Consider the following 25,148-nt stretch of genomic DNA (forward strand, 5'->3'; position numbering starts at 1 on the left):
TGGAATTTGAGGATGGACCATGAGCGACCAGAACCCGCTGTTTATTCCAGGGCCGACCAATATCCCCGAACGGCTGCGTCGGGCGATTGACGTCCCGTCTATGGATCACCGCTCCGAGAAATTCGCGGCGATACTGAACCCCGTCATTGCCGGGGTGAAGGATGTATTGAAAACACGCACCGGCGAAGTCGTGATTTTTCCGGCAAGCGGCACCGGCGGCTGGGAAGCGGCCGTCACCAACACGCTGTCGCCGGGCGATCGGGTCCTGTCGGCCCGCTACGGCATGTTCTCGCACCGCTGGATCGATCTGTGTCAGCGCCAGGGCCTCGATGTCGAAATCATCGAGGAGGAATGGGGCAACGGCATTCCGGCAGACCGGATCGAGGAAGCGCTGACGGCTGACAAGGCGCATGCGATCAAGGCCGTTCTCGTTACCCACAACGAGACAGCAACCGGCGTGCGCAGCGATGTCGCCGCGGTCCGCAAGGCGTTGGACGCGGCAAAGCACCCGGCGCTGTTATTCGTCGACGGGGTCAGCTCGATCGCCTCGATGGATTTCCGCATGGACGAATGGGGTGTCGATCTCGCGGTCACCGGATCGCAAAAGGGCTTCATGCTGCCCACCGGCGCCGCCATCGTCGGTATCAGCACCAAGGCGCTGAAGGCGATGGAAAAGGCCCGCTGTTCGCGCTGCTACTTCGACTTCCGCGACATGCTGTCGACGAACGCTTCCGGCGGTTTTCCCTACACGCCGCCGCTCAACATACTGAGCGCCATGAAGGTGTCGCTGGAAATGCTGCAGGAGGAGGGGCTTCCCAATGTCTTTGCCCGCCATCACCGCATTGCCGAAGGCATCCGAACCGCTATCGGCGCGTGGGGCCTGAAGATCTGCGCCAACAACCCGCGTCTTTACTCCGAGACAGTCACCGCCATCTACGTCCCGCACGGTTTCGACAGCAACAAGGTCGTCAGCCACGCGGCAGAGAAATACGGCGTTGCCTTCGGCGTAGGCCTCGGCGAGGTTGCCGGCAAGGTCTTCCGCATCGGTCACCTTGGATCGATGACGGACGTCATGGCCCTGAGCGGCATTGCCGCCGCTGAAATGGTCATGGCCGATCTCGACTATCCGATCAATCTCGGCGCCGGCGTCGCGGCCGCGCAGGAATATTACCGCAGCACCAGGCATGTCGGCTCCGTCGGCACGTCGCGCGCGGCGTGAGGATTTATTGATGTACATACCGACATTTGACGATGTGAAGGCCGCGCATGAACGCATCCGGCCCTATGTGCACCGCACGCCCGTGCTGACCAGCACCTTCTTCAACGCCATGACAGGCGCCGACCTGTTTTTCAAATGCGAGAATTTCCAGAAGGCCGGCGCCTTCAAGGTTCGCGGCGCATCCAATGCGGTGTTCGGCCTCAGCGCCGACAAGGCAAAATACGGCGTTGCCAGCCATTCTTCCGGCAATCATGCCCTGTCGCTGTCCTATGCGGCCGGGCGGCGCGGTATCGGTGTGACCGTCGTCATGCCGAAAACGGCGCCGGACGCCAAGAAGGACGCGGTGCGCGGTTACGGCGGCACCGTACGCGAGTGCGAGCCCTCAACGGCGGCGCGCGAGGCCATGCTTCAGGAAGTGGTTGACGAAACAGGCGCGGATTTCGTCCATCCTTACAACGATCACCGCGTCATCGCCGGCCAGGGAACCTGTTCCCTGGAGCTGAACGAGGAGGTCGGCCCGCTCGATGCGGTGGTAGCACCCATCGGCGGCGGCGGCATGATATCGGGCACCTGCCTGACCATGTCCAACATCTCGCCGCACACGAAGATCTACGCGGCAGAGCCGGAAAACGCAGACGATGTCTACCGGTCGTTGCGCGAGGGCAGGATCGTCGAGGATGACGCGCCCCAGACCATCGCCGACGGGCTGAAAGTATCGATGCGGCCGCGGACATGGCACTTTGTCTCGAACCACGTCGCCGATGTTCTCCTCGTGTCGGAGGACGAAATCGCCCGGGCGATGTATCTTGTCTGGCAGCGCATGAAGATCGTCATCGAACCGTCGAGCGCCGTTGCGATGGCGGCGATCATCCGCAACCGGGACATTTTCAACGGCAAACGCGTCGGCGTGATCTTCACCGGCGGCAATGTGGATTTGACGAAACTGCCCTGGATGCAGGGCCTCGGCTTGGAAAAATCAGCGGGAGAATAGGATGAACGCAATGAGCAGCGCACCGGTGGTCGGCCTCAACGTGCCGGCAGTGGTCGGAATGGACCTGAAGGATGTGGGTACGCCCGCATTGATCGTCGATCTCGACGCCTTCGAGCGCAATGTCAAGAAAATGCGCGAATTTATTGAATCGAAGGGCATTCGCCATCGTGCCCACGCGAAGACGCACAAATCGGCGGATATCGCGCTTTACCAGATGGAAGCCGGCGGCGCCTGCGGCGTCTGCTGCCAGAAGGTGTCGGAAGCCGAGGCCCTCGTGGCCGGCGGCGTCAAGGATGTCCTGGTATCCAACCAGGTCGTCGATCCTAAGAAGATCGACCGTCTTGCCGCGATGGCCAAGAAGGCCCGCGTGCTTGTGTGCGTCGACGACCGCGGCAATGTCGACGATCTGTCGGAGGCGGCCAGCCGTCACGGCGTGATTGTCGAGTGTCTGGTCGAGATCGATGTCGGTGCCGGCCGCTGCGGCGTCCAGTGGGGCGAACCGGTGGTCGAACTCGCCAAGGCGATCGATGCCGCGCCGGGTCTGAAATTCTCCGGCCTGCAGGCCTATCAGGGCGCTGCCCAACACGTTCACGATTTCGGGGAGCGCAAGGGACAGATCGACAAGGCCGTGAAGATGGTCGAGGACACCGTCGCCATGCTGCAGGCCGAAGGCCTCGAATGCGACATCGTCGGCGGGGCAGGGACCGGCACCTACTATTTCGAAGGCGGCAGCGGCGTCTACAACGAGATGCAGTGCGGTTCCTACATATTCATGGACGCCGACTATCAGCGTGTCAGGGACAGGCGGGGCGATTTCATCCATGAGTTCGAGAACAGCCTGTTCATCTACACCTCCATCATGTCGAAGACGAAGACCGAAAAGGCGATTTGCGATGCCGGCCTCAAGGCGCAGAGCGTCGACAGCGGCCTGCCGGTGATCTTCGGCCGCGACGATGTCGAATACATCAAGTGCTCCGACGAGCACGGTGTGATCGCCGATCCGCAGAACGTGCTCAAGCTAAACGACAGGCTGAAGCTGATACCCGGCCACTGCGACCCCACCTGCAATGTCTACGACTGGTATGTCGGCGTGCGCGACGGCAAGGTCGAGGCGCTCTGGCCGGTGACGGCGCGCGGCATGTGTCTCTGAAACCTGTTCTGGCTTTGAAGCCGGGGCGGCGTTCCGCGCCGCCCCCTTGGCTCGTACCGGTCTCTCCAGAAGGACTTTCCAATGATCATAGTTTCCGAAGAGTGCGTCAGGTCCATCCTGACCGAAGAGGACGGCTACGGAGCGGTTGAAGCCGTGTTCGCGGCGATGGCGCGCGGCGACGCCTACAATTTCCCCGTCATCCGCGAGGCGATCGGCCATGCCGACGCGCTTTACGGCTTCAAGTCCGGCTTTGACAGGGCCGGCCTGTCCCTCGGACTGAAGTCTGGCGGATACTGGCCCGGAAACGCGGAAAAAGGCATTCCGAACCACCAGTCGACGGTCTTTCTCTTCGATCCGGACACCGGCCGCCTGTCAGCAACCGTTGGCGGCAACTACCTGACCGCCATTCGCACCGCCGCGTCGAGCGCCGTTTCGATCAGGCACCTGGCGCGTGCCGATTCCCGTGTCCTTGGCATGGTCGGCGCCGGGCATCAGTCTCATTTCCAGGTGCGCGCAGCTGCCAAGCAGGGCAATTTCGAGAACGTCGTCGCCTGGAACCGTCACCCGGAAATGCTCGACGACTTGGAGAAGACCGTCACGGGCCTCGGCCTGAAATTCGAGAGGGTCGAGCCGGAGCAGCTCGCCGCCCGTGCCGATGTCATCATCACGATCACATCCTGCCACGAGCCCTTGCTGATGAAGGAGTGGATCCGACCGGGAACCCACCTTGCCTGCATGGGGACCGACACCAAGGGCAAGATGGAGGTCGATCCCAATCTATTCGCGTCGGCCGCCGTCTTCACTGACGAGGTCGCCCAGTCGGTGACAATCGGCGAAGCCCAGCATGCCGTCGAATCCGGGCTGCTGGCCGAGGCCGCCATAACGCCGATCGGGGATGTCATCAATGGCGTCCAGGCCGGACGGGTTTCCGACGACCAGATCACGCTCTTCGACGGGACGGGGGTCGGCCTGCAGGACCTCGCCGTCGCTTCAGCCGTCGCCAAAAAGGCCGAAGAGCAGGGACTCGCGCAAACGGCAAGTCTCTAGAGTCGCACGGTACACTCGAAATTTGACGGACCCGCTCCATTTCATCATGGTAACGGGCGTTTGATTGCGAGGGGACCGAAATGATCGAGGGTGCGATACACAATCCTTCCCGGCCGCAGCATTTCATGCAGGTCGACAGGATGGACCAGAAAGTTCAGGTGAAGTTCGGCGACCTCAAGATCGCCGACACGGACCGTGCCCTGCGGCTGCAGGAAGTCGGCCGCAGGATCTACCAGCCGCAATACTACATTCCGCGCGAGGACGTTCCCGCAAGCCTCCGCAAAACCGAGAAATCCACCCTTTGCCCGCTGAAAGGGCACGCAAGCTACTACAGCCTCGTGGACGATGCCGGTGAGGAACTGGCCGAGGAACTCGGCTGGTCCTACGAAGATCCCTTTGAATTTGCCGAGCAGATTTCCGGCTACATCGCTTTCGATCCGCGCCGGGTCACGATCACCGTGGAGGCGGCCAAGGCGCGCCGCCTTGCAGGCTGACGACGGGGTGACCATGCGCGATTTCGATGCGATCTACGACATTGCCGCCGACCGCAAGGGAGGCGCGGACGCCTTCGAAGCGACACTCTCCCGGCCGAGAACCAGCGATGAGCTTGCGGCGATACCCGACGATCGCTGGCTCTCCCAGATGAGCAAATGCATCTTCCAGGCGGGATTCAACTGGAAGGTGGTCGAAAACAAGTGGCCCGATATCGAGGAGGCGTTCCACGGATTCGACATCGGCCGTGCGGGCTTCATGACCGACGAGGAAATCGGCGAGCATCTGAGCAATCCGAAGGTCATACGTCACGGCAAGAAGATTGCCGCGATCCGCGACAATGCGCGTTTTCTTGCAGAGCTTGCCAAGGAGAAGGGATCGGCGGCGCGGGTTTTCGCCGAGTGGCCCGCGCAGGATTATGTCGGCTTGCTTGCCTTGCTGAAGAAGCGCGCGAACCGTCTCGGCGGCAACAGCGCGATGTACTTTCTAAGGTTCATGGGCGTCGACAGTTTCGTCCTTTCGCGCGATGTGGTCGCCGCGCTCATCCGCGAGGGTGTGGTCGACAAGGCGCCGAGTTCAAAGAGAGACATGGAGCGCGTCCAGGACGCGTTCAACACGTGGTGCGCGCAATCGGGCCGTCCGATGATGCAAGTCAGCCGCGTGCTTGCCTGCTCAATCGACGCCTGACGGCGCCGCACTATTGTCGCCGATCAGCGCGGACATGGTGGCGTGAAGCATGGCGGCGCCGGTCGGAATGAGAGCGTCCGGAAAATCGTAATCGGGATTGTGCAGGGCCGGGGTGTCCGTCCCGGCACCGAGGAAGAACATGGCCGACGCACCGGTTTGGCCGAACGTACCGAAATCCTCTGAAAATCGCAGCGGCGCCAGCAGTTCTTCCACTGCCAGGCCGAGACCGCGGGCGCTGTCGCGCATATGTGCGACGACCGCTGCATCGTTCTCGCACGCATCGAAGATGTCGTCATATGCGATTTCGACGGCGACGCCGCATCGGTCCGCCTCGCGCCGCGCGATCGCTTCCGCCGCCACGACGAGATCCTGCATCTTCCGATCGGTTACCGTGCGCAGCGTCGCCCAGATCTCGGCTTGTGCGGGAGAGACGCCAAAGGCCTTCTCGCCGAGGCTCGCATGAACGATGGTGACGAGGCTGAAATCGGCATCTGCACCGCCGACACGGGTCAGGGCGTCCAGGTCCCGGATTATATTGGCCAGCCCCTGGGCCGGAGAGACGCCGGTCTCGGGTTGCGCTGCATGCGCGGTCTTGCCGGTCAGACGGATGCGCATGCCACGCGACGCGCAATTGACGTGCCCCTCCTTTAGGATGACGAGGCCGGTCGGATGACCGGGCAGATTGTGCAGCGCGATGGCATAATCGCAGCGGACGTCCCCGAACCGCGGGTCGGCGACAACCGCCCGTGCGCCCTGACCCGTTTCCTCGGCGGGCTGAAACAGCAGCACGGCACGCCCGCGTGCCGGACGCTTGCGCAACAGCGCGGCCACGCCCAGCAGGATTGCCATGTGGCCATCGTGGCCGCACTGGTGCCCTTTACCGTCGATCGCGGAAATATAAGCTGCCGTTCCGGTCTCGCGGATCGGCAGACCGTCGAGCTCGCACCGGACCATGACGGACGGGCCGGGCCGTTTGCTGTCGAAGACGGCGGCCACCCCTGCGCCTCCGAGGCCCCGGACGATCCTGTCGGGTTCAAGCGCCGCCAGGTGCGCGGCTATCGTTTCGGCCGTACGCGTTTCCTCGCCGGAAAGCTCCGGCTGACGGTGGAGGTCCCGCCGGATGGCTACGAGTGTTTCGACCTGGATTTTCGTGAGCTGCATGTGCGTCCGCCGATTGTGCAGGTAAGGGCGGAAAGCTGCGATTTGAGCGTGAACCTGTCAAGACCGCCCGGGCGCGGTTCCTCAGTTTGCCGCGGCCGACAGTGCGACCGGACGCGCATCGGCCCGGCAATGGGCCACCAGCCATTCATTGGCGACATTCGGCGGCATCGGCGGTGCGATGGCGTTGCCCTGGAATTGGGTACAGCCAAGTTCAAGCAGCGTGTCGATCTCCTCCTGCCGCTCCATTCCTTCGGCAACAACCTGAAGGTTGAGGGCCTTTGCCAGCCGAATGATGGAATCGACGATGATTTTGCTGCGTTCGCAACTGTCGATTTCCGCGATGAATTGGCGGTCGATCTTGACCCGGTCGAAGAGGTTGCGGTTGAGGTGCGACAGCGAGGCAAACCCGGTTCCGAAATCGTCGATCTCGATTCGGATTCCGAGCTTGCGGAGCTCGTAGAGGGCCTGCGCGGACTGCTCGTTGTCGCTTCTGATGGCCACCGATTCGACCACTTCGACACTGATATGATCGCACGCAAGGCCGTGCTCGCGGGCCAGTTGCGCGAGGTTGCGGAAAAATCCGTTCCACATCAGGTCATGACCGGAGAAATTGACCGCAACGCGCCCGAAATCGAGACCGCGGGATTGCCACTGCGCCGCGGTTTCAAAAGCCTGGTCAAGAACAAGGCGCGTAATCTCAGGCATGCGCCCGAGATTGGCCGCCACATCGAGAAACTCGCCGGGGAGCAGTACTCCGCGCTCCGGGTGGTGCCAGCGCACAAGCACTTCCACGCCGATGACCCGGCCGGATATGGCATCGATCTGCGGCTGGAACACGGGTTTGAACTGGCCCAGCGTGATGGCGGCGTCGATGTCCTTTTCGAGTGCCTTTGCCTCGTTGAGTTCCCTTTGCATTTCCTCGTTGAAGAAGCGGAATGTGCCCTTGCCCGATTTCTTGGCGGCATAGAGCGCCAGGTCCGCGGCGGCAAGAAGCTGTTCCGCGTCTTTGCCATCCGTCGGAAAGCGCGCGATGCCGATACTGGAGCGCACCAGTGTCGTGGCGTTCGACAGGGCGACCGCCGAATTCAGGCGCTCCAGGATCCTGCCCGCAATTCTCGGCAGCAGCGCCAGCGCCTCTTTATTTTCGATGATGACAAGGAATTCGTCGCCGCCCATGCGGCAGGCGGTCCCATCCTTGCCCAGGACCGACTTCAGCCTGTTGGCGACAACGCAAAGCAGCCGGTCTCCGCTCAGGTGCCCGTAGCTGTCATTGACGTTTTTGAAATCGTCGAGGTCGAGCAGAAGCAGCGCCATGCTCCCGGAACTCCCGTCCTTGTGAAGCTCGGTTTGCTCCTGCACCTTGCGCAGTGCGAAGTCGCGGTTCGCGAGGCCCGTCAGACCGTCATGCATCGCCGCGTACTGCATCTCGTCACGCGCCGCCACGAGCTCGCGTGTCCGCCGCCCGATCTGTGTGGCTAGGGGACGGAACAGAAACAGCCAGACCACCGCCAGCAGGACGAAGGCGGCGGCGACCAACGTCCGCTGGACCCGTTCGAACAGGTCGATGGAGGCGCGCGTGTTGAGCCGGTAGATGTCGGAGACCTGGTCGAGGGCGGGAAGCACCATTTCAGCAGCCGTCTCTTGCATCGGCGCGAGGTAGATTGCCGCGGTATCCGGGGCGTTTTCGGCGAACGTCGCGAGTTGCCGGCTGTTGCTGATCAGCGACCGCATGCGGTAGTCCAGTTGCTCCGGCCACGAGAAGAATATGTCGCTGACGCGCTTGGTCGATGCGTCCTTGTTTGCCTCTCGATGGATCTGGCCGGCGAGCTGGCTGTGTATCTGCTCCAGTTCCGACAGCGACTCGTTGAGCAAATTCAGCACGTTCCGGCGATGGCTGATGTCCCCGATATTCAGTGCATGCTGGCTCAGCAGAACGACGCGCTGCGACAATACCCGTTCGTTATTCAGGTCTTTGAAGGCAATCGCGTTATGGCGGCTGCGCTCAATGGCATAGTTCAGGGCGAAATAGGAGGTCGCAAGCAGTGCCGCCATCGCAACGAGCACGAGGCGGTAAGCGATCCGGATCCGGCGTTCGGGATCCTTTCGGAAATTGCTAAAGAAACGGCTCATATGCACACAACCGAAATCGCGCAAATCGGATAACGGACCGCCAAAACCCAAGTCGAAATACTTCGTGCTTGTGGACACCCGTCGCTCGAATACACCGTTTACCTGCGCAACAAACCCCGTCCTGGCCGCCACAATCCGGCGACCGCTCCATCCTCCAACGATAAACGACGAATCTTAATCAACCGACAATAACGCTGAGGTTTTATTGGATGCAGGACGACGAGGATTGTAATTCGGCAAGTGTTGTCACGTATTGTGGTGTAGACCGCGTATTCAAAACTGTTGAAACGGGTCGGTTATCAGAACTCGGTCCAGTCCTCCTCCTGTGCAAGCGCGGTGTTGCCCGCTACTGAACCGGGGCGAGCGGCCGCCGGCCGGACCTGCTGGGCAGTATGGGCCTTCTGCCGCGTTTGCGTTTCGGCTTCGATTCCGTGCTCGTTGTCCGAGATTTTGAATTGCTCGACGATCTGCGCGAGGTTTCCGCTGTCGTCGGCCAGCATCTGGCTGACCGCGTTGTTTTCCTCGACCATGGCGGCGTTTTGCTGGGTTGTCTGATCCATCTGGCCGATGGCCGCGTTGATACCCTGAATGCCAAGCGCCTGTTCGCGCGCGCCTGTCGCAATCGCGTTGACATGGTCGTTGATGCGAATAACGTCTTCGCCAATCCGCGAAAGCGACGTAGCGGCGGCATTAACCTGGTCGACGCCGGATTTGACCTCGTCGCCCGATTTCGTGATCAGCGTCTTGATGTCCTTCGCAGCCGTCGCAGAGCGCTGCGCGAGTTCCCGCACTTCCTGGGCAACCACAGCGAAACCCCTGCCGGCCTCGCCGGCGCGGGCGGCTTCAACGCCGGCGTTCAGGGCCAGGAGATTTGTCTGGAACGCAATCTCGTCAATGACGTTGATAATTTTAGAAATCTCCCGCGATGCCGTTTCGATGCGTTCCATGGCACTCATGGCGTTGGCGACGACCACGCCGGATTTCTCTGCGCTTTCCCTGGTCTCCGCGACCATGCGGCTTGCTTCCTCGGCCCGCTCGGTCGCCGTATTGACGGTAACGGTTATCTGCTCGAGTGCTGCCGACGTCTGTTCGAGCGAAGCCGCCTGCTGCTCGGTTCTGCGGGCGAGGTTGTCGGCCGCAACGTGAACCTCGTCGGCGTTGCCGCGCAGCGAAGCGGTGGTTTCGCGTACCGAGGCCAGGGTCGTGCGCAGCCGGGTTGCCGTGTCATTGTAGTTCTGGCGCAGGCTTTCCAGATCCTGCTTGAAGGGCGAGTCGATTGTCTCCGAAACATCTCCGTGCGCCATGCGCTCCAGACCTTCCGCAAGCCGTTCGACAGCCTGGCGCGTTTCCAGCTCGTCCTGCCGCTTGGATGCCTCGCGTTCGGCCCGTTCCCGGTCGGACAGGAGCCGGCCGGTTTCGGCTTCCTCTTCCAGGCGGTTTTTCTCGATGGCAGCGTCGCGGAACGTCGCTACCGAACGCGTCATGGCACCGATTTCATCCGATCGGTCCTCGTCGAGTTCGACGCCGGTATCGCCATCGGCAAGCGCCCGCATCTTTCCGACGAGTTCGTTGATGGGCCCGGCAATGGTTCGCGAGAACCGGATGGCGATAATGAGGCACAGGATCGAGACGGTCAGGGCAAGAATCAGCATCACCAGCCGCATGCGGGCCAGGCCGGCAAAGGCCTCGCTTTCATCGATTTCGGCGACGACGAACCAGTGCTGGCCGCCGAACTTGAACGGCACCACCGCGGACCTGACTGATCCGTCGCGATAGCCGGTGAGAACGCCGATTGCCGCTCCCTGCGCCAAAGACTGCTCGAGAAGCGGAGAGGTGATCTGTCGGGACAGCGTGTCGTCGCCCTCGGTGTGCGGCGAATCGAACAGCATGTAGCCCTCGCTGTTGAGCAGGATCGTTTCCCCGGTCTTGCCGAGACCCTCCCTTCCGGAAAGGATTTGCGCGATCTTCGACGACGGCACCCGGAACACAACGGCGCCGAGCCGATCCTCCTTCTTGAACACCGGCCGCGCGATGAAGGCCGCCGGCGCGCCAGCCGTCGGGCCATAGGATTTCATGTCGACGAATGCCGCCTGGCTGCCCTCGGGTGCCTGCATCGCCGCGGCGAAGGCCTCCGCAAGGCCGGACCCCTGCCAGTCGCCGTCGACAAGGTTGGTCGCGAAGTCGGGCTGTTTCGACACGGAGTAGACCACTTCTCCGCTTGGATCGACCAGAAGGACGTCGCTGTATCCATAATCGAGGACGAAGCGGGAGAAGTATGCGTGATAGTGAGCGTGGACGTTGTCGTATACGTCGATATCCGGGTTTACGAGCAGGTGCGGTTCGCCCGCATTGGGGTTATCGGTGATGTAACGCTGTTGCAGGATCTCCTGCGCCTTGCCCTCGTACAGGCTGTACTCGAATGCGATCAGTTCCAGTGCCTCGATGGTCGTGCGGCTTTCCGAAACGAATTCAATATCTTTATTTATGCTGGCAAAATATTGATAAAGTTCATTTTTCTTGCCGATGGCCAGGGCTTCCAGCTTGTCCTCGACTTCCGAGACATTGGCTTGCTCGGCAACATAGAGACCGCCCATGCTCGTTGCGGCGACGGCAAACAGGGTCATGAGGACTGCGGCCAAGGGTAGTTTTCGGGAAATCTGCATCCGGTTACCTGATTTTAGGCGCGAGAAATCCGTCACTCGGGACGGGTGCTGGGGCATGCCCGGCGGGCTGGTACAGATGCGTCATGCAGGCGTGCGATTGCCGGCCATTGCAATGCGGGCCGAGACAAAACGCTTGCTACCGCGGTCGAATATGTCCGAGCCGGCTTAAGAGACCTTTAAGGCGGCGGTCACGAACGCGCGCCAAGGTTGCGTTCAACCTCCGAGATAGAGGGTCAGCGGCAGGGACACGAGGCTGACCACCGCGGTCGCAACGACGAGGGCGGAAGCGACCGCGCCATCGCAGCCGTAACGCTTCGCCAGCACGGCCGAAATGGCCCCCGACGGCATGGCGGCTTGAAGAACAAGCAGCTCCCGCTCGAGGTGCGGCAGCTCGAAGGGCAGGGCCAGTGTCCATGCGAACAGCGGTTCGGCAACCAGTTTAAGCAGCACGGCGACGATGATCAGCGCCGCCAGTTCCCTGACCGCAATCGGGCGCAGCGAAAGGCCGATGCTGAATGCGACCAGGACAATCAGGGATCGTCCGGCGACCCGCAAGGTGTCTTCGACGATCTGAACCGCCAGGTTGTTCTGCGGCAGGCCGATCATGGAGATCGCGGTGCCGAGGATCATGGCGATGAATATCGGCGACACGAAAAACGGCTTGCAGGCATCCCAAAGGCTGGATTGTTCATCCTCGTCGCGGCCGAAATATATGGCCACCGCCACACCAAGCGTAAAGACAGACAAAAGTCCGCCATATTCGCCCAGGATGACACTGTCGCGCATCACCACCGGACCGTCGTGGAAAACACGGCGTATCAGGGACAACCCGAGGGTCGAGGAGCCGCCGAAGCCGGAAACGAGCACGATGGACCCGAGGACCTTGCGTTTCAGTCCGAGGGTTTTGCCGACAAACCAGGCCGGTACCATGATGGCCCCGCTCACAACGAACAGGGCCGCTGCCGGGAGCATCGCCTGCAGGGAAAAGGGCACCTTACTCAGACTGAGCAGGATAACCGCGGGCAGGGCAAAGTCGGTGACCAGCCGGCCGAACACGCCCTGTTCCTCCTGCAGGATCGTGCTGCGGCTGCGCAACCAGATGGCGGACGCGCACAGGGCCACAAGAATGACAAGGGCCTCAACAAGGCTTTGAAACTGTGACATGGCGTCTGAAAACCCGTCCCCTTCGTGCCCACATCGTCCGCGCGCCGCAGCAGTCGGCACAGGGAAGGGGCAGGATGGCGGATTCTGGAGCCGAAGCAAATAGGCACGGCCGCGAATACTTCGCTGGCGTCATATTCTTTTTATCGGGGATCGGCTATCAAACCATTCGGGGCGAAACGACGATTCTTGCAAACGGAACGCGAAAATGCGCGAACGACCTCCTGCCCCCGTCTGGCGCTTGCTTGCGGCGCTGACGCTCCTGGCCGTCATAGCATCCCCCGGAACAGACGTTTTCGCGCCGGACACGGCGGCCGCGCAAAATCCCCCGCCGCGCCCAGGCGATCCCAACGATCCCAACCGGCCTCCACGGCCCGGCGATCCGGATGATCCCAACCGGCCTCCGCGACCGGGTGACCCGAACGATCCCAATCGACCGCCGCGACCGGGCGATCCCGATGATCCGAACCGGCCTCCGCGTCCCGGCGATCCGCCGCGACAGAGCGGTCGTGACGTTGGAGAGTCGGAGTTGGACACCGCCGGCAGCGTCGTCATTTCAGGTGACGTTTGGGTCGACAACTGGTTTCGGCTGTATGTCAACGGGCGCGAACTGATCGAGGACAGCGTTTCCATCCGCACCGAACGCTCCTTCAATGCGGAGCGTTTCACGTTCCGTGCCGACCCGCCGTTCACGTTCGCGTTCGAGTTCCGCGATTTCATGGAGAACGAGACCGGGCTGGAATACATCGGGACCGGGCGCCAGCAAATGGGCGACGGCGGCGCGATTGCGCAGTTCAGGAACGCGCAGACCGGCGCGCCGATCGCGGTGACGGACGGCAACTGGCGGTGCCTGACGGTGCAGCATGCGCCCGTTGACACCGCCTGTGCCCGGGAACGCAATCCCACCGTGGACAGCGGCGCATGCGCGCAAAGGGTCACGGAATTTCCGGACAACTGGACGGCGCCCGATTTCGACGACAGCGCCTGGCCGCGGGCGACGGAACACTCGGCCGGCGACGTCCGTCCGAAGGACGGCTACAACGGCATCGACTGGCTTGACGAGGCGAAGTTCATCTGGGGACCGGACCTGCAGCGGGACAATGTCGTGCTTTGCCGGCTGACGGTCCGCTGATCGCGGTCGCGTTCACAGATTTGTCCACGCCGCGTTCTTCGCCGAAGAACGCACGCAGGCATCGATGAAGCGCATGCCGTCAAGGCCGTCCCGAACGGTTGGGTAGAAAACGTCCCCCGGCACTTTGCCGCCTGCGTCGCGGCGCGCGCGGATCGCCCGCGCCGCCTCGGCGTAGATATTCGCGAAACCCTCCAGGTACCCCTCCGGGTGGCCGGGCGGCACGCGGGTCACCCGCGCCGCCGCTGCTCCGGTCGCCGCGCCGCCGCGGGTCAGAATCTGCTTCGGTTTACCGAACGGCGTGAACAAGAGCCTGTTGGGATCCTCCTGCTGCCATTCGAGACCGCCCTTGCTGCCGTAGACGCGCAGCTTCAGGCTGTTCTCGTTGCCGGGCGCGACCTGGCTCGACCACAGCATGCCCTTTGCCGGCTTTTCCTCGCCCTCGGGCTTGAAGCGCAGCATCACGTGCACATTGTCGTCGAGCCGCCGTCCGGCGACGAAGGTGTCGAGATCGGCCGCGACGCTCTCGGTCTGAAGGCCGCTGACGAATGTGGCGAGGTTCCACGCGTGGGTGCCGATGTCGCCGACACAGCCGCCGGCGCCCGACTGCTCGGGGTCGGTCCGCCACTCCGCCTGTTTGTTGCCGCTGCCTTCCTCCGCCTCGGTCAGCCAGTCCTGCACGTATTCGACCTGCACCAGCCGGATGGAGCCGAGGCGCCCGCTCGCAACCATGTCGCGCGCCTGCCGGATCATCGGGTAACCGGTGTAGTTGTGGGTGAGGACAAACAGGCAGCCGGAATTTTCGGCCAGCGTCGCGAGCTTTTCGGCATCGTCCAGTGTCGACGTCAGCGGTTTGTCGCAGATGACGTGGATGCCGGCTTCCAGGAACGCCCTGGCGGCCGGATAGTGCATGTGATTGGGCGTGACGATCGAGACCGCCTCGATGCCGTCCTCGCGCGCCGCCTCGATCTTCGCCATGTCCTTGAACGAGCGGTAGCAACGGTCCGGGCTGAGCCCGAGTTCGATGCCGGATTCCAATGCGCGTTTCGCATCCGAGGAGAGGGCACCCGCGACCAGTGTATAGTCACCGTCGAGCCGCGCAGCGATCCGGTGCACCGCGCCGATGAAGGCGCCCCGGCCCCCGCCGACCATGCCGAGACGGATCGGACCGGAGGACGGCGTGTTTTGTGATGCACTGACCATTACGACAGTCCCATCATCTGCCTGATCTCGTCATGGTCCGTTTCGCCGCCGGCGAAATCGTCGAAGGCCTTTTCCGTCACGCGGATGATGTGGTCGGCGATGAAAGGCGCACCTTCCGCCGCGCCCTGTTCGGGGTGCTTGAGACAGCATTCCCATTCCAGCACGGCCCAGCTGTCGTAGTCATACTGCGCCAGCTTGGAAAAGATCGCCGTAAAGTCGACCTGCCCGTCGCCGAGCGAGCGAAATCGCCCGGCGCGCTCCGTCCAGCCCTGGTAGCCGGAATAGACGCCCTGGCGTCCCGACGGGTTGAACTCGGCGTCCTTCACGTGAAACGCCGAGATGCGCTCATGATAAATGTCGATGAAATCCAGATAGTTGAGTTGCTGCAGCAGGAAATGCGACGGATCGTAGTTGATCGTGCAGCGCCGGTGGCCATCGAGCGCGTCCAGGAACATCTCGAACGTGGCGCCGTCGAAAACGTCCTCGCCCGGGTGGATCTCGTAGCCGACATCGACGCCATGCTCGTCGTAGACGTCGAGGATCGGACGCCAGCGGCGGGCAAGCTCGGCAAAGGCCTCCTCGATCAGCCCGGCGGGGCGCTGCGGCCAGGGGTAGAGGTAGGGAAAGGCAAGGGCTCCGGTAAACGACACCGACACATCGAGCCCGAGGTTACGCGAGGCGATCGCGGCGCGCTTGAGCTGGTCGACAGCCCATTCCTGCCGGGCGGAAGGATTGCCGCGCAGCTGCTCCGGTGCGAACGCATCGAACTGGCTGTCATAGGCCGGGTGTACGGCAACCAGTTGTCCCTGGAGATGGGTCGACAGCTCGGTGATCGCGACACCCAAATCGGCGCACTGGCCCTTGATGTCGTCGCAATAGGCCTTCGATTCCGAAGCCAGACCGAGATCGAAGAGCCGATCGTCGAAACTCGGTATCTGGATGCCTTCATAGCCCAGGGAAGCCGCCCAGGCGGTGATCGACGAAAGCGAGTTGAACGGCGCTTCGTCCGCGGCGAACTGGGCCAGGAATATCGCCGGTCCCTTGATATTGGCTGCCATTTTCCGTCTCCGTGCAAGGCCGCTGCGGTATCAGGCCATCAGCGCCGCGGCTTGTGCGGGCGACAGCGCCTGCGGCCGTTCGCAGCGGGTTTCCAGGGTCTTGAAGCGCCCGTCCTCGCCCGACTGCAGGATCGCGGTCATGATCTCGACCACATGCAGCGACAGCTCCAGCGAGCAGCGGTGCGGCCGGTCCTCGATTATCGCCTGCGCCAAGTCGGCAAGGCCGGCTGCACGGTAGTTGGCAACGCCGTTGTCGCCGTCGCCCTCGTTGACGACGCTCATCGGGTGCTCCCACGCGGGAAACGCGTCGGAGAACTCGGCCTTCATGGTCATTTTGACGTCGCCGCTGAAGAAATTCGGGTCCGGCAGGAAAAGCGAACCGTCCTCGCCGTAGAGCTCCATCGGCGAATGGCTGTGCCGCCACACGTCCCAGCTCGCCCCGAGCGAGACCGCCGCACCGTTCTCGAATTCGAGCAGCGCGTGGAAGGTCGTCGGCGTTTCGACCTTGATTTTCTCGCCACGGCGTGGCTGCGAGGTGATCGTGCGCTCCGGCGACGGGGTGGCGGAAATGGCCGCGACGCGTTTTACCGGTCCGATGAGCTGAACCAGGTTGGTGATGTAGTAGGGACCGACATCCAGGATCGGCCCGCCGCCCGGCTTGAAAAAGAAATCCGGATTCGGGTGCCAGTCCTCCATGCCGTGGCTGAGGACATGACATGTCCCGCCCGTCACCTTGCCGATCGCACCGCCGTCGATCAGGTGGCGTGCGAGCTGGTGCGACCCGCCCAGGAATGTATCGGGGGCCGATCCGATCCGCAGACCCTTGGAGCGGGCCTGTTCGGCAAGCCGGTAGCCTTCCTCGACCGACAGTACGAAAGGCTTTTCCGAGTAGACATGCTTGCCGGCGTCCAGGATCCGGCTGGACACTTCGAAATGGGCCGCCGGGATCGTCAGGTTCACGACAATGTCGATATCGTCCGCGGCCAACAGCCCGTCGACAGTCTCGGCGCGCAGGCCGAATTCTGCGGCCCTTGCCTTTGCGGCCTCCTCGCTGATGTCGGCGCAGGCCCTGATTTCAAAGCCGCGAAACAGCGGCGCGAGCCGCATATAGGCGGCTGAAATGTTGCCACAGCCGATAATTCCAACGCCGATCTGCTCAGGCATGCTGTACCTCGTTCAAATTGCGCAACGCTTCGATCGAACGCCGAGCGAAGCGCTCGAAATCGTTCGGATTGTCGTGTTCAACGACATTGTGCGTGACACGCGCGTGGTCACGCAGGGCCCTCAGGATGTTCTTCCAGGCAACGATGCCGTGGCCGACATCGGCCCAGCCGTCCTCGTCCTCGCCGTGACCCGCGGGCGCAATGTCCTTGATGTGGATTGCCGTGATGCGCGGGCCGTAGCGCTCGATCCAGTCGAGCGGTTCCGCTCCGCCGCGCACGATCCACGCAATATCGGCTTCCCAGTCGATCTCCGGTGCCTCTTCCAGGATGACGGTCTGCGGCAGCGTGCCGTCGGCCATCGCCTCGAATTCGAAGTGGTGGTTGTGCCAGCCGAAACGGCGGCCCGTGGCGCGCACCTTCTCGTTGATATTGGCAAGCCGGCGGGCGAAGGCTGCCCAACCGGCACTGTCCGACGGACGCTGGCCTTCGTCGAGATAGGGGCAGAAAATCGAACGGATGCCGAGTGCCTCGCACTGGGCGATCACCCGGTCGAATTCGTTCTCCATTGCATCGATCCCGAAATGGCCCGACGGCATCGTCAGCCCGTTCTGGTCCATCAGTTCGCGGAAAATCCCGGGCGCCTCATAGACCGCTCCGAATCCCTCGAGCTGGGTGTAGCCGAGCGCGCCGAGCGTGGAGAGCACCTTGTCCCAAGGCAGGAAATTGCGCGCGCTGTAAAGTTGAAACGACAGTTCCATAGGAATCCCAATCAAATTTAAGTGTTTGAACTAAAGTCTGTTTTCCGTCTGTATGTCGAAGACGGACGCGCTGACCGGATCGAACCCGATATTCAGCGTCTCACCGACTTCGACACTTTTCTGCCCGTCCATCCGGAAGCGGAATTCCTGATCGGCGAGGGTCGTCCACACCAGCGTGTCCGATCCCATCGGCTCGACGACTTCCACCGCGACCTCATGGGAAAATGCCTTTTGCGTTGCCTCCTGGCCGACCGACACGTGCTCCGGCCGCACCCCGAGCCAGGCATCGGAGCCGTCCAGCGCGTGCCCGTTCTCGAAATTGTAGCGCGTCAGGTCGACATTGAGTTGGCCAGTGGCAAAGCGTGGCTTGTCGCCGCCGTTGAGCTTGCCCTGCATGAAGTTCATGCCGGGCGAGCCGATGAAACCGGCCACATACTTGTTGACCGGGTGGTTGTAGATGACATGCGGCGTATCGAGCTGCTGGACCTTGCCGTCGCGCATGATGGCGATGCGGTCGGCGAGCGTCAGTGCCTCGATCTGGTCGTGGGTCACATAGATCATCGTATTGCTCAGCCGCTGGTGCAGGCGCTTGATCTCGACCCGCAACTCGGCGCGCAGCTTGGCGTCGAGATTCGACAGCGGCTCGTCGAACAGGAACACGTCGACCTCGCGCACCAGGGCGCGGCCGATGGCGACGCGCTGGCGCTGGCCGCCCGAGAGCTGCGACGGTTTGCGCTTGAGCAGCGGCTCGATCTGCAGGACGGCGGCGGCGCGCGCCACCCGTTCGGCAATTTCCGCCCGGGGAACGCCGGCGTTCTTCAGCCCGAAGGACAGATTGCCCTCGACGCTCATCTGCGGATAGAGCGCATAGGACTGGAACACCATGCCGATGCCGCGGTCCTTCGGCTCCTTCCAGGTCACGTTGTTGCCCTTGATGAAGATCTGTCCGTCGGAAATGTCGAGCAGCCCGGCGATGCAGTTGAGCAGTGTGGACTTGCCGCAGCCGGATGCACCGAGCAGGACGAGGAACTCGCCGTCCGTGATGTCCAGATTGAGGTTCTCGAGGACCTTCAGGTCGCCGAAATTCAATGAAAGGTCTTTGATTTCGATGCTTTTCATGGATCTAGCCTTTCACCGCGCCCGCGGCGATCCCGCGAACGAAATATTTGCCGGACAGGAAGTAGATGAGCAGCGGAACGCCGCCCGTGAGGATCGTCGCGGCCATGTTGACGTTATACTCTTTGACGCCCTGGGTGGTGTTGACGATGTTGTTGAGCTGCACCGTCATCGGGAAGTTCTTGGTGCCGGCGAAAATGACGCCGAACAGGAAGTCGTTCCAGATGCCGGTGACCTGCAGGATGATCGCCACGACGAAGATCGGCGGCGACATCGGCACCATGATCTTCAGGAACACGCCCCAGAATCCGGCCCCGTCGACCCGGGCGGCTTTGAACAGCTCCTGCGGCAGTGATGCGAAATAGTTGCGGAAGAGCAGTGTCAGGATCGGCATGCCGAAGATCGTGTGAATGAAGATCACACCGGCGAGCGAGCCGAAGATGCCGAGCTCCCTTGTGATGATGACCAGCGGGTACAGCATCACCTGGTAGGGGATGAACGAGCCGAAGATGAGGATGGTGAAGAAGACCTCGGCCCCGCGGAACCGCCAGAAGGAAAGGGCGTAGCCGTTCACCGACGCGATGGCGATCGAGATGATGACGCTCGGGATGAGGATCTGCACGGAGTTCCAGAAGCCGACCTTGAGGCCTTCGCAGTAGAGCCCGGTGCAGGCGGTGTCCCAGGCCTTGATCCAGGGTTCGAAGGTGACTTCGACCGGCGGCGAGAAGATGTTGCCGAGGCGGATCTCCGGCATGCCCTTCAGCGACGTCATGATCATCACGTAAAGGGGCAGGAGATAGTAGAGCGCCGCGACGATCAGGACCGAGTAGATCATGATCCGTGTCGGGTCGAGGATGCGTTTCGGGCGCGGGCCGATGGCTTCCATGGTCGTCATGGCGCTACCCTTTCTTCTTCTTGCCGTATTCGAGATAGATCCAGGGGATCAGGATGATCAGCACGGTCGTGAGCATGACGGTCGAGGCGGCGAGGGCCTGGCCGACATTGGCGCGTGCGAACATGAAATCGTAGACATATTTGGCCGGCACCTCCGAGGCGATGCCGGGTCCGCCGGCGGTCATCGCGACGACCAGGTCGTAGAGGCGCACGATGCCGGAGGCGATGATCACCAGTGTGGTGATGAAGACGCCGCGCATCATCGGGATGACCACGAAGATGTAGGTTTTCCATTTCGGGATGCCGTCGACCCGGGCGGCCTTCCAGATCTCGTCGTCAACCGCGCGAAGGCCGGCCAGCATCAATGCCATGACGAATCCGGTGCCCTGCCAGATGCCGGCGATCAGGAGCGCATAGATGACGGTGTCCCGATCGGCGATCAGGTCGAACGTGAAGCTCTCCCAGCCGAGGCTGCGCACGGCTTCCTGCAGGCCGAGGGTCGGATTGAGGATCCACTGCCAGACAACGCCCGTGACGATGAAGGACAACGCGAACGGGTAGAGATAAATGGTCCGGAACGTGTTTTCGAAGCGGATCTTCTGGTCCATGAAGGCGGCCAGAACAAAGCCGACGACCAGGGAAAAGACCAGCGAAAAGATCCCGTAAAACGCGATATTCTCGACCGATTTGTTCCAGCGCGACGTGTTGAACAGCCGCTCATACTGGGCAAATCCGACAAATTCGTTGACGGGCAGGGCCCGCGACGCCGAGAACGAATAGATCACCGTCCACAGCGAGCATCCGACGAAGACGATCATTGTCGTCAGGATCATCGGCGTCGCCGCGACTTTGGCATTCAGATTGCGAAAATAGGGATTGGGTCGGTCCTGGTTCGCCATGGCTTTGCTCCGGGGAGGCGGGCGCCAGCCTTTGGCCGGCACCCAGGGAATGCTTGGCGCAAACGTTTCGATCAGTCGGCGTTTTCGACGATCTCGACGTAGCGTTCCTGAGCTTCCTGAGGCGTCATGCCCGGATCGTTGAAGAACTCAACCCAAAGGTCCTCGAACTGGCCCTGCGTGTCGGACGACCAGGTCTGCTCGCCGGACGGCAGGATATTGTCGGGGTTTTCGAGAATGGCGAGGCCCTTCTTCATGCAGTCGTTTGCCGCCGAAAGATCGATGTCACCGCGGATGGGCAGCGAGCCCTTTTTGAGGTTGAAGTCGACCTGGACCGCTTTCGAGACCAGCAGCGACGCGAGATCGAGCTGCGCCTTGACGGTGTCCGGATTATCGTCGGCCGGTTTCGGGAAATAGAAGGCGTCTCCGCCGGTGTCGAGGACCGGATGCACGCCGAGGCCGGGAAGGCAGTCATATTCCTTCCCGGCGGTCTGGCCCGCCACACCGAATTCACCCTGGGCCCAGTCGCCCATGATCTGTGCGCCGGCCTTGCCGGTGATCACCATATTGGCGGCGTCGTTCCAGGCGCGGCCCACATAGCCGTCATCGACCATGTCGCGCGCCGCGGCGATCGCTTCGAATACCTGGGTCATCTCCGGGCTGGCGGCGGCCTCGGCACTCTTGTCCGCGTTGACCTTGCGATAGAGGTCAACGCCGCCGAGCGCCACGGTAAAGACACCGGCCATGCCGTTGATCTGCCACGGCTCGCCGCCCACGGCGAGCGGGATTACGCCGGCTTCGCGCAGCTTCGGCGCGGCTTCGGCAAATTCGCTCCAGTTGGTCGGCACGGCCATGCCGTTGTCCTCGAATACGCCGCGGTTCAGCCACATCCACTGGAATGAGTGGATGTTGACGGGCACGCAGTAGATCTTGCCGTCATAGCGGCACGCATCGAGCAGCTTTGCGGGGCGGATGATATCGGCCCAGCCTTCCTTTTCGGCAAGTTCGGTCAGGTCCGTCATCAGACCCGCCTTGACGAGATCCTCGGCGTCGCGTCCGGTGTTGAGCTGCGTTGCGCCCATGGGGTCGCCGCCGGAAATGCGGCTGATGATGATCGGCCGCGCATTTCCGCCGCCGGCGATGGCGCCGTCGACCCAGGTGTTGCCGGATTCGTTGAAGGCGTCGGCGAAGACTTTCACGGCGGCGGCTTCACCGCCCGAAGTCCACCAATGCGTCACTTCCAGTTCCGTCGCAGAGGCTGCGACCGAACCGGCAAGGATTGTCGTTGCTGCTAGAGCGGTCCTGATACGATCCATTTGATCCTCCCATTGGGGCGCAGTTCTCCCGGTGCGCCCGGCTCGTCTGATTAGACTGATGCACAAGTAATCGATTACATTTTGCGGTATTGCGCTTTGTAATCGATTACATTCACTAGGATGCGCATTACGCTTGTCCCTGTCAAGTGATTAATGCCGACGCCGCTGGTTTCTCGGGCACACGCCGCTGCCGCCGGTTCACGGACGCGATTGCGGCGTTGCCGCCGTCAGCCAAAACCGCTCAGATAAATCAAGGGCTTCGAACCGTTGGATGATCGGCCCGACCGAACCGTTCGGGGCCTCAGCGGCTGTGGACGGCCGCGTCCGCCGATTGGATGGTGACATCCGCCGGTCGGGAACGGGCGAGCACGCGCTCCGCGTTCGGGATGTCGTTTCCCCCGGCCTTTTCTTCCGCCGTGCGGCGGTCGTATCCGTGTTCGAGCCAGCGCGCCACCAGCCGTTCGCGCAGGTCCGCGATCGGCGCGGTCAGGAATACAGTCAGGTCAAAGAACGGTTCAAGTCTGCACCAAGGTTCTTCTTCAAGCAGCAGGTAATTGCCCTCGATGAGGACGAAACGGCAGCTTTTTTGGACGACATCCCCGTTGCCGCGAACACGGTCGTTTGTGCGGTCGAACTCAGGCACGGGCACATCGTCCGCATTCCGTTTCAGCTTTTCGACAAGCTCCAGGAACCCTGTCGCGTCGAAGGTTTCCGGGGCGCCCTTGCGATGCCGCAGTTCCAGCCTGTCCAGCGTCTCATTGTCGAGATGAAAGCCGTCCATGGGAACCACTGACGCGCTTTGGCCGGCTGCTGCAAGCTGCCTGCAGAGGCTGGAGGAAAGGGTGGATTTCCCGGCGCCCGGCGGGCCTGCAATGGCAACAAGGACACGCTCCCGCCTGTCTGCGGCCGCAAGGACGGTTTCCAGCAGATCCTGCGGATTGGGTGGGCTCATGCGGCTTCCATCTGCTCCGGCAGTTTCGCGCCCGTCATATAGGCGACCGCGTCCGACATCGAATGTTCCTTCGGATCGATCACGCACAGCCTGCGGCCAAGCCGGTGGACGTGGATCCGGTCGGCGACCTCGAAGACATGCGGCATGTTGTGCGAGATGAGCACGATCGGCAGGCCGCGCGACTTGACGTCGAGGATGAGGTCGAGCACGCGCCGGGATTCCTTCACGCCAAGTGCCGCGGTCGGCTCGTCCATGATGATGACCTTGGACCCGAAGGCGGCGGCCCTTGCCACGGCGACGCCCTGGCGCTGACCGCCGGAGAGCGTCTCCACAGCCTGGCCGATGTTCTGGATGGTCAGAAGGCCGAGTTCGCTCAGCTTGTCGCGCGCGAATTTTTCCATGGCAGGCCGGTCGAGCTGGCGGAACAGCCTGCCGGCGATGCCGGGTTTGCGCCACTCGCGGCCGAGGAACATGTTGTCGGCGATCGACAGGGCAGGGGACAGGGCCAGGTTCTGGTACACGGTCTCGACGCCGGCCTGCTGCGCCTCCAGCGGATTGTGGAAATGGATCGGCTTTCCTTCCAGCGCGATCTCGCCCTCATCGGGCACCACCGCGCCCGAAATCGCCTTGATCATGGTCGATTTCCCGGCGCCGTTGTCGCCGATGACGGCAAGGATCTCGCCGGGATAAAGATCGAAATCCGCATGGTCCAGCGCGACCACCCGCCCGTAGCGTTTGACCAGGTTGCGCGCCGTCAGGATTGGCTCGGTCATACTGAAATCTTCCTTATCCACTGGTCGATCGCGACCGCCGAGATGATGAGCACGCCGATCAGCAGGTAGGTCCATTGCGGATCTGTGCCGATCATACGCAGGCCGAGCGAAAAGACGCCGACGATCAGCGCGCCGAACATCATGCCGAGGATCGATCCGCGGCCGCCGAACAGCGATATGCCGCCGATCACCACCGCAGTGATGGATTCGATATTGGCGAATTGCCCGGCCGTGGGCGACACGGATCCGATGCGTCCGATCAGCACCCAGCCGGCGAGGGCGCAGATGAGGCCGGCGCAGACATAGACCGAGATCAGGGTGCGCTTGACCCTGACGCCGGCAAGCTCCGCCGCGTCCGGATCATCGCCGATGGCATAGACATGGCGGCCCCAGGAGGTGTGGTTGAGGATGTAGTTGAGCACCAGCACCAGCAGCACCATGGTGATGACGCCGAAGGTCAGGACCGCGCCGCCGATGTTGATCTTGTTGCCGAAGAACTGCAGCAGCGGCGCAGACTTGGAAATATCCTGGCTGCGGATCGTCTCGTTGGCCGAATAAAGGAAGTTCGACGCCAGGATGATCTGCCACATGCCGAGCGTGACGATGAAGGGCGGCAGCCGCACCAGCGCCACCAGCGCGCCGTTGATGAAGCCGCAAAGGCCGCCGACGGCGAAACCGCACAATATGGCAAGCTCCGGCGGCAAACCGTAGCGGAAGGTGAACTGACCCATGACGACGGAGGACAGCACCATGATGGCGCCGACCGAAAGGTCGATGCCGGCGGTCAGGATCACAAGCGTCTGCGCCGCGCCGACGAAACCGACAATCGCCACCTGCTGCAGGATCAGCGTCATCGCAAAGGGCGAGAAGAATTTCGATCCGATAATGACGCCGAATATTATCAGCGACAGGACGAGCACGATCAGCGGCACGGCGGCCGGGTTGGAGTGCAGTATGTGCTGCACCCGTTCCATCGGCGAACGGTCCCGGTGATCGAACGAAGCGACATCGGTCGCGCTCTGATCCAGAACCTGCTCGAAGTCCTGCCCCGTCTTTTGGGTGGTCTCGGGCATGTTGGTTTCCCCGCTTGTCGGGGCGGCGCAGTTCGACCGCATCCGCGTTCACGGATTGCAGATTTTGGCACCGCCGGGTTCAAGCATTGTTGTGGACGTGCGCGGCTTTGTAAATG

22 protein-coding genes are annotated in these 25,148 nt (G+C 62.3%); 7 read left to right on the top strand and 15 right to left on the bottom strand.

Annotated elements, in window-relative coordinates; genetic code table 11:
• Positions 1-19 precede the first annotated feature (19 nt).
• The 6 genes from bhcA (at position 20) to E4M07_RS13550 (ending at position 5,586) form a co-directional block, all read left to right on the top strand.
• Positions 20-1,219 carry an L-aspartate--glyoxylate aminotransferase BhcA gene (gene bhcA, locus E4M07_RS13525; RefSeq protein ID WP_136658872.1) on the top strand — a complete coding sequence of 400 codons (1,200 nt, stop codon included), beginning with the start codon at positions 20-22 and terminating at the stop codon, positions 1,217-1,219.
• A gap of 10 nt (positions 1,220-1,229) precedes the next feature.
• Complete coding sequence (gene bhcB, locus E4M07_RS13530; RefSeq protein WP_206057248.1) at positions 1,230-2,210, top strand: beta-hydroxyaspartate dehydratase BhcB; 981 nt, start codon at positions 1,230-1,232, stop codon at positions 2,208-2,210.
• A gap of 1 nt (position 2,211) precedes the next feature.
• Positions 2,212-3,360 (top strand): DSD1 family PLP-dependent enzyme, encoded by a 1,149-nt coding sequence (locus E4M07_RS13535; RefSeq protein WP_136658874.1) that lies wholly within the window; start codon positions 2,212-2,214, stop codon positions 3,358-3,360.
• Between the two features lie 81 nt (positions 3,361-3,441).
• Positions 3,442-4,407 carry an iminosuccinate reductase BhcD gene (gene bhcD / locus E4M07_RS13540; RefSeq protein ID WP_136658875.1) on the top strand — a complete coding sequence of 322 codons (966 nt, stop codon included), beginning with the start codon at positions 3,442-3,444 and terminating at the stop codon, positions 4,405-4,407.
• Positions 4,408-4,487: 80 nt separating this feature from the next.
• Positions 4,488-4,901, top strand: a complete 414-nt coding sequence (locus E4M07_RS13545) for a DUF427 domain-containing protein (RefSeq protein WP_206057249.1) — start codon at positions 4,488-4,490, stop codon at positions 4,899-4,901.
• A complete protein-coding gene (locus tag E4M07_RS13550; RefSeq protein WP_246660447.1) occupies positions 4,891-5,586 on the top strand; it encodes a DNA-3-methyladenine glycosylase I in 696 nt (231 codons plus the stop codon). The genes E4M07_RS13545 and E4M07_RS13550 overlap by 11 nt, the downstream gene beginning before the upstream one ends.
• Here E4M07_RS13550 and E4M07_RS13555 read toward each other — a convergent pair.
• From E4M07_RS13555 to E4M07_RS13570, 4 genes are all read right to left on the bottom strand, one after another.
• Positions 5,572-6,747 carry an amidohydrolase gene (locus tag E4M07_RS13555; protein ID WP_136658876.1) on the bottom strand — a complete coding sequence of 392 codons (1,176 nt, stop codon included), beginning with the start codon at positions 6,745-6,747 and terminating at the stop codon, positions 5,572-5,574. The two genes, E4M07_RS13550 and E4M07_RS13555, sit on opposite strands and share 15 nt — an antisense overlap.
• A gap of 81 nt (positions 6,748-6,828) precedes the next feature.
• Positions 6,829-8,877 carry a GGDEF domain-containing phosphodiesterase gene (locus E4M07_RS13560; RefSeq protein WP_136658877.1) on the bottom strand — a complete coding sequence of 683 codons (2,049 nt, stop codon included), beginning with the start codon at positions 8,875-8,877 and terminating at the stop codon, positions 6,829-6,831.
• A gap of 299 nt (positions 8,878-9,176) precedes the next feature.
• Positions 9,177-11,516, bottom strand: a complete 2,340-nt coding sequence (locus tag E4M07_RS13565; protein WP_169054213.1) for a methyl-accepting chemotaxis protein — start codon at positions 11,514-11,516, stop codon at positions 9,177-9,179.
• A gap of 237 nt (positions 11,517-11,753) precedes the next feature.
• Complete coding sequence (locus E4M07_RS13570) at positions 11,754-12,704, bottom strand: AEC family transporter (RefSeq protein ID WP_136658879.1); 951 nt, start codon at positions 12,702-12,704, stop codon at positions 11,754-11,756.
• Between the two features lie 526 nt (positions 12,705-13,230).
• On the opposite strand from E4M07_RS13570, the gene E4M07_RS13575 reads away from it, so the two are divergent.
• On the top strand, positions 13,231-13,833 hold the full coding sequence (locus E4M07_RS13575) for a PEBP family protein (protein ID WP_136658880.1): 603 nt from the start codon (positions 13,231-13,233) through the stop codon (positions 13,831-13,833).
• Positions 13,834-13,845: 12 nt separating this feature from the next.
• On the opposite strand, the gene E4M07_RS13580 is transcribed toward E4M07_RS13575, so the two are convergent.
• The 11 genes from E4M07_RS13580 to E4M07_RS13630 all read right to left on the bottom strand — a co-directional run bounded on the left by E4M07_RS13580 (position 13,846) and on the right by E4M07_RS13630 (position 25,032).
• Entirely contained in the window at positions 13,846-15,033 is a 1,188-nt protein-coding gene (locus E4M07_RS13580; RefSeq protein ID WP_136658881.1) for a Gfo/Idh/MocA family oxidoreductase, read from the bottom strand.
• Complete coding sequence (locus E4M07_RS13585) at positions 15,033-16,091, bottom strand: sugar phosphate isomerase/epimerase family protein (protein WP_136658882.1); 1,059 nt, start codon at positions 16,089-16,091, stop codon at positions 15,033-15,035. Before E4M07_RS13585 ends, E4M07_RS13580 begins: the two co-directional genes overlap by 1 nt.
• Before the next feature lie 30 nt (positions 16,092-16,121).
• On the bottom strand, positions 16,122-17,255 hold the full coding sequence (locus E4M07_RS13590; protein ID WP_136658883.1) for a Gfo/Idh/MocA family oxidoreductase: 1,134 nt from the start codon (positions 17,253-17,255) through the stop codon (positions 16,122-16,124).
• Complete coding sequence (locus E4M07_RS13595; RefSeq protein WP_136658884.1) at positions 17,248-18,012, bottom strand: sugar phosphate isomerase/epimerase; 765 nt, start codon at positions 18,010-18,012, stop codon at positions 17,248-17,250. Before E4M07_RS13595 ends, E4M07_RS13590 begins: the two co-directional genes overlap by 8 nt.
• A 30-nt stretch (positions 18,013-18,042) precedes the next feature.
• On the bottom strand, positions 18,043-19,131 hold the full coding sequence (locus E4M07_RS13600; RefSeq protein WP_136658885.1) for an ABC transporter ATP-binding protein: 1,089 nt from the start codon (positions 19,129-19,131) through the stop codon (positions 18,043-18,045).
• 4 nt (positions 19,132-19,135) lie between these two features.
• Complete coding sequence (locus E4M07_RS13605; protein WP_136658886.1) at positions 19,136-20,023, bottom strand: carbohydrate ABC transporter permease; 888 nt, start codon at positions 20,021-20,023, stop codon at positions 19,136-19,138.
• A gap of 4 nt (positions 20,024-20,027) precedes the next feature.
• Complete coding sequence (locus E4M07_RS13610; RefSeq protein ID WP_136658887.1) at positions 20,028-20,921, bottom strand: sugar ABC transporter permease; 894 nt, start codon at positions 20,919-20,921, stop codon at positions 20,028-20,030.
• Positions 20,922-20,992: 71 nt separating this feature from the next.
• On the bottom strand, positions 20,993-22,234 hold the full coding sequence (locus tag E4M07_RS13615; protein ID WP_136658888.1) for an ABC transporter substrate-binding protein: 1,242 nt from the start codon (positions 22,232-22,234) through the stop codon (positions 20,993-20,995).
• A 301-nt stretch (positions 22,235-22,535) separates the two neighbouring features.
• Positions 22,536-23,186: a nucleoside triphosphate hydrolase gene (locus tag E4M07_RS13620; protein ID WP_136658889.1), complete on the bottom strand. Its 651-nt coding sequence runs from the start codon at positions 23,184-23,186 to the stop codon at positions 22,536-22,538.
• The gene (locus tag E4M07_RS13625) at positions 23,183-23,959 is read right to left on the bottom strand and encodes an ATP-binding cassette domain-containing protein (RefSeq protein WP_136658890.1); all 777 of its coding nucleotides are present in this window, start codon (positions 23,957-23,959) and stop codon (positions 23,183-23,185) included. Before E4M07_RS13625 ends, E4M07_RS13620 begins: the two co-directional genes overlap by 4 nt.
• On the bottom strand, positions 23,956-25,032 hold the full coding sequence (locus E4M07_RS13630; RefSeq protein ID WP_136658891.1) for an ABC transporter permease: 1,077 nt from the start codon (positions 25,030-25,032) through the stop codon (positions 23,956-23,958). The genes E4M07_RS13625 and E4M07_RS13630 overlap by 4 nt, the downstream gene beginning before the upstream one ends.
• Between the last annotated feature and the right edge of the window lie 116 nt (positions 25,033-25,148).

Source organism: Nitratireductor sp. XY-223, from assembly GCF_004959855.1.
In the GTDB taxonomy this organism is placed as follows: domain Bacteria; phylum Pseudomonadota; class Alphaproteobacteria; order Rhizobiales; family Rhizobiaceae; genus Hoeflea_A.

Excerpts from the sequence above, each read along its gene's own strand:
- E4M07_RS13555 (WP_136658876.1), bottom strand. The coding sequence starts at position 6,747 with ATGCAGCTCACGAAAATCCAGGTCGAAACACTCGTAGCCATCCGGCGG.
- E4M07_RS13590 (WP_136658883.1), bottom strand. The coding sequence starts at position 17,255 with ATGCCTGAGCAGATCGGCGTTGGAATTATCGGCTGTGGCAACATTTCA.
- bhcD (WP_136658875.1), top strand. The coding sequence starts at position 3,442 with ATGATCATAGTTTCCGAAGAGTGCGTCAGGTCCATCCTGACCGAAGAG.
- E4M07_RS13560 (WP_136658877.1), bottom strand. The coding sequence starts at position 8,877 with ATGAGCCGTTTCTTTAGCAATTTCCGAAAGGATCCCGAACGCCGGATC.
- E4M07_RS13535 (WP_136658874.1), top strand. The coding sequence starts at position 2,212 with ATGAACGCAATGAGCAGCGCACCGGTGGTCGGCCTCAACGTGCCGGCA.
- E4M07_RS13545 (WP_206057249.1), top strand. The coding sequence starts at position 4,488 with ATGATCGAGGGTGCGATACACAATCCTTCCCGGCCGCAGCATTTCATG.
- E4M07_RS13585 (WP_136658882.1), bottom strand. The coding sequence starts at position 16,091 with ATGGCAGCCAATATCAAGGGACCGGCGATATTCCTGGCCCAGTTCGCC.
- E4M07_RS13630 (WP_136658891.1), bottom strand. The coding sequence starts at position 25,032 with ATGCCCGAGACCACCCAAAAGACGGGGCAGGACTTCGAGCAGGTTCTG.
- E4M07_RS13600 (WP_136658885.1), bottom strand. The coding sequence starts at position 19,131 with ATGAAAAGCATCGAAATCAAAGACCTTTCATTGAATTTCGGCGACCTG.
- E4M07_RS13605 (WP_136658886.1), bottom strand. The coding sequence starts at position 20,023 with ATGACGACCATGGAAGCCATCGGCCCGCGCCCGAAACGCATCCTCGAC.
- E4M07_RS13625 (WP_136658890.1), bottom strand. The coding sequence starts at position 23,959 with ATGACCGAGCCAATCCTGACGGCGCGCAACCTGGTCAAACGCTACGGG.
- E4M07_RS13615 (WP_136658888.1), bottom strand. The coding sequence starts at position 22,234 with ATGGATCGTATCAGGACCGCTCTAGCAGCAACGACAATCCTTGCCGGT.
- E4M07_RS13620 (WP_136658889.1), bottom strand. The coding sequence starts at position 23,186 with ATGAGCCCACCCAATCCGCAGGATCTGCTGGAAACCGTCCTTGCGGCC.
- bhcA (WP_136658872.1), top strand. The coding sequence starts at position 20 with ATGAGCGACCAGAACCCGCTGTTTATTCCAGGGCCGACCAATATCCCC.
- E4M07_RS13610 (WP_136658887.1), bottom strand. The coding sequence starts at position 20,921 with ATGGCGAACCAGGACCGACCCAATCCCTATTTTCGCAATCTGAATGCC.
- E4M07_RS13595 (WP_136658884.1), bottom strand. The coding sequence starts at position 18,012 with ATGGAACTGTCGTTTCAACTTTACAGCGCGCGCAATTTCCTGCCTTGG.
- E4M07_RS13570 (WP_136658879.1), bottom strand. The coding sequence starts at position 12,704 with ATGTCACAGTTTCAAAGCCTTGTTGAGGCCCTTGTCATTCTTGTGGCC.
- E4M07_RS13580 (WP_136658881.1), bottom strand. The coding sequence starts at position 15,033 with ATGGTCAGTGCATCACAAAACACGCCGTCCTCCGGTCCGATCCGTCTC.
- bhcB (WP_206057248.1), top strand. The coding sequence starts at position 1,230 with ATGTACATACCGACATTTGACGATGTGAAGGCCGCGCATGAACGCATC.